At 56.1% G+C, this 11,609-nt stretch carries 9 protein-coding genes and 2 pseudogenes; 3 read left to right on the forward strand and 8 right to left on the reverse strand.

What is annotated here, in order from left to right:
* Positions 1-897: 897 nt before the first annotated feature.
* Positions 898-1,635 (forward strand): annotated as a pseudogene (locus tag FHR23_RS15705) (IS110 family transposase); the annotation flags it as partial.
* 203 nt (positions 1,636-1,838) lie between these two features.
* Here the strand turns inward: FHR23_RS15705 and FHR23_RS15710 are convergent.
* From FHR23_RS15710 to FHR23_RS15735, 6 genes are all read right to left on the reverse strand, one after another.
* The gene (locus FHR23_RS15710; protein ID WP_184005896.1) at positions 1,839-2,969 is read right to left on the reverse strand and encodes a hypothetical protein; all 1,131 of its coding nucleotides are present in this window, start codon (positions 2,967-2,969) and stop codon (positions 1,839-1,841) included.
* 26 nt (positions 2,970-2,995) lie between these two features.
* Positions 2,996-3,295, reverse strand: a complete 300-nt coding sequence (locus FHR23_RS15715; protein WP_184005898.1) for a DUF6378 domain-containing protein — start codon at positions 3,293-3,295, stop codon at positions 2,996-2,998.
* 107 nt (positions 3,296-3,402) lie between these two features.
* Positions 3,403-3,897 carry a PIN domain-containing protein gene (locus tag FHR23_RS15720; protein ID WP_484592881.1) on the reverse strand — a complete coding sequence of 165 codons (495 nt, stop codon included), beginning with the start codon at positions 3,895-3,897 and terminating at the stop codon, positions 3,403-3,405.
* Positions 3,898-3,899: 2 nt separating this feature from the next.
* Positions 3,900-5,021, reverse strand: coding sequence for an ImmA/IrrE family metallo-endopeptidase (locus FHR23_RS16795; protein ID WP_184005902.1), 1,122 nt, complete (start codon positions 5,019-5,021; stop codon positions 3,900-3,902).
* 1 nt (position 5,022) lies between these two features.
* Positions 5,023-5,598, reverse strand: a complete 576-nt coding sequence (locus tag FHR23_RS15730) for a hypothetical protein (protein WP_184005904.1) — start codon at positions 5,596-5,598, stop codon at positions 5,023-5,025.
* Positions 5,599-5,603: 5 nt separating this feature from the next.
* Positions 5,604-6,680, reverse strand: coding sequence for a hypothetical protein (locus tag FHR23_RS15735; RefSeq protein WP_184005906.1), 1,077 nt, complete (start codon positions 6,678-6,680; stop codon positions 5,604-5,606).
* 185 nt (positions 6,681-6,865) lie between these two features.
* Here FHR23_RS15735 and FHR23_RS15740 point away from each other — a divergent pair.
* Together FHR23_RS15740 and FHR23_RS15745 are read left to right on the forward strand one after the other, a co-directional pair.
* Positions 6,866-8,026, forward strand: a pseudogene (locus tag FHR23_RS15740) (IS3 family transposase).
* A gap of 132 nt (positions 8,027-8,158) precedes the next feature.
* Complete coding sequence (locus FHR23_RS15745) at positions 8,159-8,473, forward strand: argonaute/piwi family protein (protein WP_221227583.1); 315 nt, start codon at positions 8,159-8,161, stop codon at positions 8,471-8,473.
* Positions 8,474-8,700: 227 nt separating this feature from the next.
* Here FHR23_RS15745 and FHR23_RS15750 read toward each other — a convergent pair whose 3' ends face one another.
* Together FHR23_RS15750 and FHR23_RS15755 are read right to left on the reverse strand one after the other, a co-directional pair.
* Complete coding sequence (locus FHR23_RS15750) at positions 8,701-9,027, reverse strand: hypothetical protein (protein WP_184005909.1); 327 nt, start codon at positions 9,025-9,027, stop codon at positions 8,701-8,703.
* 47 nt (positions 9,028-9,074) lie between these two features.
* The gene (locus tag FHR23_RS15755; protein ID WP_184005911.1) at positions 9,075-10,913 is read right to left on the reverse strand and encodes a competence protein CoiA family protein; all 1,839 of its coding nucleotides are present in this window, start codon (positions 10,911-10,913) and stop codon (positions 9,075-9,077) included.
* Positions 10,914-11,609: the final 696 nt, after the last annotated feature.

The raw sequence follows: 11,609 nt of genomic DNA on the forward strand, positions 1-11,609 counted from the left end.
CCCGCGAAAAAAACTGATTGCATTCCGCTTACCGCCGGCCCTGTGACCTTCGAAGGTCCGTCCATGGAAGCCGTTGTTGGTCTCGGCGGTGGTGTTTCTTGGTATCATTTCAACATTGAGTCTACCGGTGATTCCGGTTGGGTTATCTCAACATCTAAGGCAATAGGCGCTGGCGGGTTCGTGGGCGTTTCCGGCGGCGCTTATACTTCCATGGGTGCTTTCTTAGGGACATCATATGGGGTCTCAGTGCCTACTGGTGTTGAACGAGTAGGCGCGAGTGTTTCGGGGAACTCTGGAGGAGGCGGCGGAACTGCTGCGGTGGGACCTGGCCTTGGTGCTTATGCCAGCAAACCAGACACTCGCTTACTCAGCTCATCGAGGCCTATATGTCCAAAATAACCGAGAGCAGGACTCCAGGATTCCTGCTCAGCTTAGCATTATTGGCATTTTGCGTTTATGTAGGCCAGTTTGGGGTGGCTTATTTTTTCGTTGCTTTAGCTGCATCGTTTTTGCTGACGTGGGCTTTCGCTAAACGGCGACGCAACGTGACAACAAGAGATAGTCGGTCAAGCGGTCCTCGAACGAAGCAATAGCAAGATAGAAGCTATGGCACCGCTGCTGCCATAACCCCTTGTCTGCACATCGTATTATGGCGTTTTGGACGGCACTGCCTCGGGTGAGGCGGTGCCGTTCGCGCGTCATGGCGTTGATTTTGCGGGTGAAATGGCGGTGCCGTCGTCGCTGGGATGGGGCTGGGTATCAGGTGCCGCTGTATTTGGCGAGCACTTGCGGCCTGCATCGGCGGTGCGTTCCGCTGACGCAAATCCCCTGCCTTGCGGCGAGCCGGCATCCGGCGCGACGCTCGCTTCCATCAAACGCAAGCGCAGGAGTCGTGTGATGGAGTATTTTGCCGGCCTGGACGTCTCGATCGAGGAAACCGCCATCTGCGTGGTCGGTGACGACGGCAAGGTGGTGCTGGAAACCGCCGTGGAAACCAATCCCGCCGCGATCGCCACTGCGCTTGAGCGCTATGCCGGGCGGTTGCGCCGTGTGGGTCACGAGGCGGCATCGCTCTCGCCCTGGCTGCACCCCGGCCTGCGCGAACTGGGCGTTCCGGCGGTATGCCTGGAAACGCGCCATGTGCGCGCGGCGCTGTCGGCCCAGCGCAACAAGACCGACGCCGCCGACGCGCTGGGGATCGCGCACATCATGCGCACGGGCTGGTTCCGCGAGGCACATATCAAGTCGGAAAACTGCTACCGGCTGCGTTTGCTGCTGGTCCAGCGGCGCAATTTGAAGCGCAAGTTCCTCGACCTCGAAAACGCGATCCGGCATTCCTTGAAGGTGTTCGGCATCCGCCTCGGCAAGGTCGGCCGGGGCGGGATGGAGAAGGCCGTGCGCGAGGCGATCGCCGCCGATCCGATGACCGCGGGGCTGATGGACTGCATGCTGCGCGCACGCGCGGCGCTGTGGGCGGAATACCTGATGCTGCACAAGCTCGTCACCCAGATTGCGATGCGCGACGAACTGTGTCGCCGCTTCATGGCGATCCTGGGCATCGGCCCGATCGCCGCGCTCAGCTTCCGCAGCGCGATTGACGATCCCACGCGCTTCCGCCGCTCGCGCGATAAGGCAACGGCGGCGCTCGCCAACATAGCTGCCTTTCCCTGACTCAGTTTCGTCCGTCAGAACCCGCCTTACATTCAGGCGGGACTTATGGGCGCGCATGATCAGTAGCAGGCTGATTCCGGGAAAGTGTTTCAGCATCTCATCTGGCTCGAAACCAGCAATATGGACCCGACATATCGGGATCTATCGGTGGATGCAGGAGATCCAGCTTAGACTATCGTGCGAGATACCATTTCATGCAGTAAAGCGGCCCGTTGAAGAATTCGACCGCGAAAGATCACTGCATTGAATACTTTATCAATAATCCTCTCGTTGCCATGGAAGAGCCGAACATGCACACCACGTTCTTGCGGTCGCCTCGCAGTCCACACGATCGCCGGTACTGTCGGTCTGATCTCGAAATCAAAGCCCTCCTGATCGTCAAGGTTGAATACTCCGGCGGCATCTATGAAGCCTGTCTCGTGACTGGATCTATCGTGAAGCGGTTTGAGAGGTGTCGAAACTATAGGGCCGCGGCTCCAAGTGTTGTCTCGACCACAATTGCCGCACAAATGCTTACTGTGAGGATTTCGCCCGAACTCACCAATATCAAGATGCGGGTGCCCGCAATTTCGACAATTGATGCAGTCCATTTCAAGCCCGGATTCGAGCCCCATGACAAACTCAAATGCGGCAGGCGGTGTAATTTGAACCTTCCTTGCTTCGGACCTCGAAAAGAGATCATCCCCCGGATCATATTCGACCGCCATAGCGTCAAGTATTTCGTCAATTGCCTTACGTTGGCCATCACGCATCCATGCTTCAATATGGAGCTTCGGGCGCAGCCAGTCGTGAGAGGCAGCGCTGGAGACAGCAGGCGGTAAGGAGCAACTGATCGCAACCTCTGAGTGATCCTCCAACCTGATAGATGGCGGATTGACCACATACGACATGGTTTGCATATGATTTGAACACTGAACCAACCCGCTCTTCGATGCATTGGCTATATCGGCTTTTGTGCCCCAATGACGCTGGTGCGTGCGACACCACCATCGCTTCGCTCCATTTCGCATCTTCCCGGCTTCAACTATATCGCAAGCTAGGATTTTGTCTTCGCCTCTATCACCCGACAGGGAATTAAGAATCTCATCAGCGAATACCGCAATATTTCCGAGAGTACGGCCATGTGACCAGCAAATAGCTTCGTTACTTGAATCGGAAATTTCTTTAGTAGCACGGACCGGTTGCTCGTATCCAAGAAGCTGGCGATTGATTTTTGCTGGATGTCCGGTGCACGAATCCCATTCGAATGCCCAAAGCGCAACTTTGCCGTCAATTCCTGCGATCCGTTCTACCTCCATAACATACTTACTTCCCAGTAGCGCTATTAATCGTGCGTCTGGCGTTCGCTGAGGAGCATCACACCACAACGGCTATAGCCTGCGATGTCCACCCACGAGTCGAGATGATCCGGTGATTGGACCAAACGCGCCACCTTTGTCATGATCATGCCGAGTATTTCTCGAATCTGCGGGTCCGGACACTCGTCAACAATACCACGCATCGTGGATATGCGGCGATATGTGTCTTCTGGGTCGCCATAGACGTCCCGACGGTCGGTGGTTACATTTGCGTAAGCGGCGTCGAATTGCTCGAGCAGCGTTTGGGGCGGGGCTGTATCATCCATATTTGATCTCATATAGGGGAGAATTCGTCCATTGCAGATTGACCAGCTTACCACAACCGACAGAATTCGTGGTGCTGTAATCCATTCGCCTGCCAAGCGGAACGACGTCACTCTCCTCGACAAAAGAACGACTGAGGTGTGTCGGGCAAAAAGCCACCTTGCTCACGCATAGTACGCAGTAGCCGCTTTGCTTCGCCGCATTCAATCTTGTGTTGCTCAACGCACCAGCGAAGTACGCGAATAGTCCCGAATACTCGATTAGCGCCGATGAGATTGCTTGCGGCAAGCCGCGCCCTCCGATCATCACAGCAAATATGAAAGTCGCTCTCGGCGGCAACCGCCATGCATTCGGTCTCACCTGCACCCAGCCGATGGGCGTCCAATAATTCCAGAAAGCGCTCCGCGTTAACGGAACCATCGTCGAGGAAGTTGATCAATCCACGCTGCTGCAATTCGAGAGTGATGGCAGCGCAGCTCGGGCCGGATTCATCGACGACAACCGGCGGAAGCCACCATTCAATACCCTCAAGCATACAAATCAACTCAAGGGCACGCGCGTGCACCAAATTGATTACGGCGCAAGAGTCGAGAAGGACCCTCAAGACTATGCGGCTCTCACATTTGCCGCCAATATTTCCCCGATCGTGACGCCAAGCCTATCGGCTGCCCATCCGATCGAAATCTCCCCGAGGTTGATCTTGCTGGTTAGATGCTGAGCCAGAATGGCTGAGATCGGTGGGAACGGCACATCCGTTCGCGGTGGAAGGTCTAGCGCCTCTGCACGCTTCTCTGGTGAACCAAACTCCTTTCGCAAGGCGGTTGCTAAGCTGTGCCCGACGCCAGCCGGAAGCAAACCCAGATCTTCACAACGGCGTGCTGCGACTTCAAAGCTAACACCATAGAAACGAGCCAGAAGAAGAATTTCCAAATCGGTCAGATTTTTCGAGTCAACTCGAAAATGTTCACGGAACATTTTCAGAGATTTTCCAACACCAACATCCGGAAGGAGAAGGCAGGATGAAAAAGCATCGACGAACGCTTCGTCCTTCGAATAGCGCCCGAATGAGCCGATGTCGGATGGTTCCTCGAAAAGTGCCTTGTCGTCATTCTGATGATGCGCTGCGATGTGTCCGAGCTCGTGCCCCGCAGTAAAAAGCATACGGCCGGCAAAACGCGGAGAAACAAAAATGAAACAATAGTTTCCAGCGATGAGTGACACACCCTCATAGCGCGAATAATCAAGTCGACTAACAATCATACCCTCAAGTGAGCCTAGAACAAGAAACAACTCAGTGGCTGGTTGTTCTTCGTGAGACTCGAAGACCATACGCCGGAACTGCTTGGCCAGGCGATCTGCCTCAGCGTAGGTTCTTTCGTCCGCTTTTATATCTTGAAGCCACGCTGGAAGCTCCGCACGTGGCGGTAATATTTCGAGGGCGGCCTCGATAAACGACGCGACTTTCTCGACAGTGAGGTCGTATGAAGCCTGCCCCTTCCGGGTGTCGCGAAACAGGGGGCGCATCGACTTCGCTTCGCTTGCTGGACGCTCACGCGCGAGTAAGTGTAATGGAACACGTAACCCAGAAGCGATTGCACGCACTTCGGATATCGCCGCGTTTTGGCCTGAAAGTATTGCCTCAATGCGCTCGATGGATAGAGTGGTACGGTTGGAAATTTCTTTCGGGCTTATCTTTAACCCACGTAATGCATCGGCGATCGTAGTCACGTTACTTTGCCGCAGCCTTGATACCGCGCAGCCAATCCATCAATCCATGTACCTGGCCTTCATCCAGCTTTCGATGGCGGCCGAGAATATCGATCGCTCGGTTGCCTGGCCGCTCGAACATCTCGGACAGTTTCCGAAGCGAGCGTTCTCTACCAAGCTCGATTTCCCGATCAGTCTGCAATGCAGCTGATTGGTCGCCAATGATATAGTTGCGTATTCGACGTTCGAAGGTATCTGGCTTGTGATGGTCTAGCGGATGCTGCCGACCTTGTGCGTCGACAATGATATTGCCGCGAACGAAGCCATTCTCGTCTCGCTTGAGCCGATTTTGCGGGAAGCGCCCGTATGCCGCGAGCGCATCGATCTTCTCTGCGACGCGCATACCACCGATTATATATTGCTGTGCGTTCGGAGTCTTCCCAGACACAACGAAAAGATAATCGCCAAGATCGGCAAATTGACGCAGATTGGTCATGCATGCGCCAAGAGTCGGTGGGTCGCCGAATAAAGGATCGCCAAGGTTGTCATGCATGCCGGGATCGGCACCAGTTCCCGTGATGTAGATATAGCCTTTCAAATGCTCTACCCTTTCTTTCGTTTCGTAGCCTTAAGCGCTTTTATCGTCGCCACAAAGGGATTGCTTACCACTTTGCGTCGACCGGGTGAGGCGAATGCCATCCCGCAAGTACCACATTTGTGCTCTACTTTTGGACGGAAAGCGGCTTCGCCTTGTTCGAATAATTCCTCACCGCAAGACGGGCATTCGAGACAGGCAATCTTCCCTTTCATATAAACAAGAGCATTTTGCGCCATATACAGCCGGAGTTGAGCCTCATTAAGTTCGATCCCGTCGATTCGAACGCTGTCAAACGTGCCGTCGAGTTTGGGCTTGACGCCGGGCTTGATCCAACCATGAACATGGATGCCTTCCTGCTCGCTTCTCGGAGAAGTCAAAAGCAGCGCGGGATTGGAAGCCCATATCTGTAGGCCCGCTGGGTAGTCTGACTGACTAATATCGATGCTGCCTTTCGCCCGAGTTGGTTTTGCGGCAGGACGGATGGCGCTCAGTTGGTGGCGCACCATTTCCAGCGGGTTAGATACCCTCTTCTGTTCCTCCTGAAACAGCTTATTGCATCCGTGACAGAGATGCACGCGGTGAGGTTTGACCGCGAACCAATCTGAATCTAAATGCGGTGTCCCACAATTGGGGCAAAATAGACCAACGATTACGCGCCCTAAGAATCTGCTTATATAGTAAGCGACCGCAGTTTCGGCGGTGATCAGTACGCGCTCCTGGTTGAAGAGGTCGCGACGTACCGTCAACTCGACCGCATCAAACGTCTCGTCGATATCCTTCTTCCCGCGCGCTCGTTTACGCGCATGAACATGGATGCCGCGTTCGGCAGGTTCAACTGCGGTATTATAAACCGGCTCCACCGCGCCCCAAATCGCAACCCCCCCGGAGAAATCATCCGGATCAAGGCAAAAGCGCCGATAATGCGCGATCGTTCGATAAGCACCCTCGCAACGAGGCATGCGACCGCCAAAGCGAGCCGTAGCGGACGCGTCATGAGAAAAGCACCAATAACGTGACTTGCCAGCCCGCGGCTTTGGCACTGCGAGAATATGGCAGTCATCAGAAGAGAAGCTACTCGTCATAAGTATGCATCCTTGCCTGAATATTCTGATGTAGGATGCTCTATGCAAGATGTCGAGCAATAGACACTGTCGCATTCACGGTGATCCGAAGTACGATTTCTATGTGTGCCTAGTAAATAGTGAGGTGGCGCCGGTTTTCTGGACAGGGTGTTAAGCTACTCCCGACCTGAAGGACTGGTATGGGAATGAAGACGACGAGGAAGCGCTACGGCGCCGAGTTCAAGGCGAAGGTGGCGTTGGAAGCGATCCGAGGTGACCTGACGCTGGCGGAACTGGCTGCCAAGCATGGCGTGCACCACACGATGATCACGGTTTGGAAGCGACAGGCCATTGACGGGATGGCCAGTACGTTCTCCGGAGCCGGTGATGCGGCGAAGGCAGCCAGCAACGCCGAGGTGGACAAGTTGCACGCGAAGATCGGGCAGTTGCTGGTGGAGCGGGATTTTTAGCGAAAGCCTCCGGTCGATGAGCGTGGCACGGAGGCGATCGATGATCGAGCCTGCCCACCATCGTCTGTCGATCACGGCGCAATGCCGGCTGCTGTCGATCAGCCGGTCGAGCTACTATTACGCGCCGGTACCGGAGACCGAGGAGACACTGGCGCTGATGCGGGTGATCGATGCAGCGTTCCTCGACATGCCGTGGTACGGCAGCCGGCAGATGGTCCGGCATCTGCGCCGCAATGGCTATGACGACGGGTGCGGCGGTTGATGGCGAAGATGGGCCTGTCGCCGATCTACCAGCGGCCGCGCACGAGCGGCCCGCACCCGCAGCACCGGGTCTATCCCTATCTGCTGCGCAAGCTGGCGGTCGAGCGGCCCAACCATGTGTGGTGCGCGGACGTGACCTACATCCCGATGCGGCGCAGGTTTCTGTATCTGGTCGCCATCATGGACTGGGCGACCCGCAAGGTGCTGGCCTGGCGACTGTCAAACACGATGGATGCGGGGTTCTGCGTTGCAGCATTGGAGGAAGCGCTGACGCGCTTCGGCAAGCCCGAGATCTTCAACACCGACCAGGGCAGCCAGTTCACCAGCTTCGCGTTCACCAGCGTGCTGCGCGATGCCGAGGTACGCATCAGCATGGATGGCCGGGGCCGGTGGATGGATAATGTCTTCATCGAGCGCCTTTGGCGCTCCCTCAAATACGAGTGCGTGTATCTGCACGCCTTCGAGACCGGATCGGAACTGAAGGCTGGCCTGGGCCGGTGGATCACCTATTACAACACTCAACGTCCGCACTCGGTGCTGGCCGGGCGAACTCCGGTGGAGGCCTATCGGCGGATCGGACAATCAGATCATGGGGGGCATGCCCCCCATGATCTGATGATCAAACAGGCGGCATGAACGACAACCGGAATTAGCTTAACTTAGCCGCAAACCTGTCCAAGAAGGCGGGACCACCTCAGACTGCGCTTCACGGCCGGCAAGGATCCGAAGGCGGCTGGATATCCGGTTCCGCGCGGAACATACTTGCCGATGACCGCGAACGAGACGCTGCTCTGGACGCAGGGCAGCGTCGCCGGGGTCAACGTCCAGAACCAGAACGATATCTACAAGGAGGGCGTATTGAAGCCGGTGCCGTCGCCCATCCTGTTGCGACGGTTCACCGGAGCGGATGGCTGGCATGAGACCTGTGCGGGCATTCTGGGCCTGACCAAGATGGATTGGAACAACAACACCTTATACAAGAAGCTGCCTGTAACCTTGGTCTATTCGGCTCGCTTCGCGTCGATCATTCAGCAGAATCCCAGCATCGTTGACAGGGTCTACGACTTCCGGAATTTCATGTGATACGTACGAGCGTGGTCCTTGGTGGTTGATCCGACCGGCTCAGGCGAATGATGACGCCCATAAGTTGGTCTCGATAGGCAGACGCTGATCCTGCGCGTTCGGAAGGAGGGTAAAGGGAGCGGATTGTGGAGACGATTACGAGAGCCTTTCAAGAGTACTGGAATGGGAAAACGGACCGTCTGCACCTGGGAAGCGGGAATTTGGCTTAAAGCGACCGACAAGGGTCCTCAGCCCAAATATGGGGCTTCGGGTTTTGGCTTCTCGATTCCCTCCACAAGCACCAAACCAGTAGCGATCTCATGACCATGGTATCTCAACTCGATGACAATCAAGCCTTCTACCTCGGTGGTGCTAATGGCGCCCTCTCGGTCAAGGAAATCAAGGACTGATCGCAATTCCGCTCTCGATGTGCGGAGTTGTATCATCTCAAAAATTGAGGTGAGTAAGCGCTCATTCGCTCCACCGCGCAGAGGGCCTTCAAGTAACTGGAGGATAGCCAGCGCGCGATGAGCGTTCAGCGCCTGCTGAATTTCATCTGTGTGATTAGCGATCATAGTCCAACCTGTTGCAGCGGCTTGGGATGAGGTGATCTTCGTGGCCCTCAGAGAGATGCTGGCATGATGTCCTTGCAGGTCCGAAGCGCGCGATCATCCACGCAATAATCGATCGGGCGTTGCCCGCCGAGCTTAGGGTTCGGAGATCTGCACCAAAGCTTGGCTCTCGCCGGATCACGCGCCCGTTTGTCGGCGAGGTCCGCCAACTCCACTCGATTTTTCTCCAATGCAACCTGCTGACGCACTTTCGCTGCCTCTCGGGCTTCGGCTTCACGCCGTTCGTTGTGCAATCGCGCAAGTTCCGACGTGGCACGAGCCAGACCTTCATTGGACTGGGTTGTAAGGTCGAGCGGCGCCTTGCCATCAAGCTGAACATTCGCTGCAAGCAGCCAATGCTGCGCCAACTCGCCCAGCACCAACAACGCCTTGTCCTCGATCGTCGAAATCCGCCTATCACGTTCCGCCTGCGCCAATCGGGCGACCCGTTCCCGCTCATTTTGGACCCGGCGTTCCTCCTGCGCGATCTCCTGGCGCTCATATTCCGCCAGCAGCGGCAGCCCCCGAAAATCATCGGCAAGCTGTCGACCGCTCACCACCATGCCAGAAATGGCTTCGTGGAATGCGCGAGCTTCGTCCTCATCATATGAGGTCACGAACCAATCGACCCAGTCGGCCCGATCAAAGTCGGCGGTTTCGTTCTCCGGGATGTCCGACAAAATCATATCAAGCCAATCGTTGACTTCCTCCCTCCGTTCTCGCTCCTGCTGCCAGCTTGCCTCCTGCTCCTCGCGGAGGTGCACGGCACTGCTCGACGGCAGCCATTGTTTGCCGCCGACCCGCTTCGCAAACATCCAATGCTGGTCCTTCAGCCATTTGAGATAGCTGTGAACGGCATGCCACGGATCTTGAAATGCAGGAAAATCCTGTTGCATCCTAGCCGATGTCTCATTGGAGATACGGTTGAGGCCTGGCCATATGAGGTCTCTGACATGGGCGAGGGCGTCACTGGTTTCGAATACGCTCGCTGACGCGGTCGCCTTGTCCCAGAGAAAGCGGTTCACCAACCGAGCTTGCCAGTAGTCGGGCGATACCCGGAAACATGCTGCCCCTTTCACCGCATGGCCGATTCTCTGAGAAAAGCCGCGCTTCAACGCCAGGCTATGTTGCTCGGTTAGATGCTCGTCTGGTTCTTCTCGAGCCGTCTCAACCTTGTTCCAGATTCCCGCGATCTTCTCATATTCAGCATCCAGAGCCTGCTGTTTCGCCTTGGCTTCTGATGCTGCCTGTACCTCCATACCCTGCTGAACCTTTGCCACTCTGGCATTATGCAGCCATTCGCGAGGTGCCGTTTCCAGGATTGCATCGTCCCATGCGCCGCGATCGTCCCAATCCAGTTTCGACAGGTCTATTTCAATCGAGGAGATGCCCCGGCTTCTGAGCTTCTCCAGCTTGATGGGATCGACACGGTGCCGAACATAAATCTCGACATGCAGAACCTTGTCGCGGTCCGTGACAAGAAGCAGGTCTGGCCGGACATTCCCGTCTGCCTTCTCGACCTTGACCCGCGAGAATGTATATTGCTGGCGGTCCGAAATCCGCTCCGTTCGTCCCGCCGCTTTGGCCTGAACGGTAGGAATCCACAGCCATAGCTTCTCCGCCAGCAAGGTCTTGGCGAAGAAATGCAGCTCCGATTCCGGGGTCGGCCGACAATTGGTGGGAGCGTGGTGGGCAAAATGCCAACGCGCTTTGGGGCCTTGCTTGGCAAGAACCGGCTGCCCGCATTCGTAGCATAGGCAGCGACATTGCAGGCCATTGGCGACATCCTTGACGTCAGCCCTCTCACCATCAGGCCCGGCCGCCTGCGTGGGGTGCCAACCGTCCGTCATGGAAATTCAGTCTGATGAAGTGTCCGCATAGCCGACCGAGAGTAGCGCAACGGTTGACAGCCGCAATGCTGAACGCTGCATCCAGTTGAACCGGATTCAGTACGTCATTCCCACTCGCCGAGTGCTGGAGTAGTGGCGGCTATTGCGGAGCAATCACGCGGAACCCCCCGGTCCTGTTTTTGCCCGCCTTGGGTATCCGGAAGGGTAAGCAGACCGACCGCACCTAGGAACCAAAAAATCGGTGCCGAGCGACCTGGAAGGGTCGGGACCCGGAAACCGGCACCGACGCATCCAGGTGTCCGCTATTCCATTTGTGCGGCTGTAACCTGCCGTTCCGGTCAGTCCAACTTTGCCGACGTCAGCGAACGCGTATGAGTCAGTGAAAGCTTCAGCTATTATGCGGACAGTTTTAACCAGTCCCTTCGAGCGATCTCACAACCGAAAAGCAAACCAATCGAAATACCGTTGCACGGTTCATCATCGTCAAGCGGACAATAAGACCGCTTTAACGTCTGTTATGCACGCAACATGTCTTAGGATAGTCTCAATCCATCTGAACACCTGCCAACCATCCAGCCACGCAGAAAACAAATGCAGCCGTCTAGGCAGCGTGGACAAATTTGAGCCAGTATCGAGCGGTGGCGAGATGGACCATGCCGAGGAAGCTGTTGGCCAGCTGATCGTATCGGGTGGCGA

Source organism: Stakelama sediminis (genome assembly GCF_014199335.1).
GTDB classification, from domain to species: domain Bacteria; phylum Pseudomonadota; class Alphaproteobacteria; order Sphingomonadales; family Sphingomonadaceae; genus Sphingomonas; species Sphingomonas sediminis.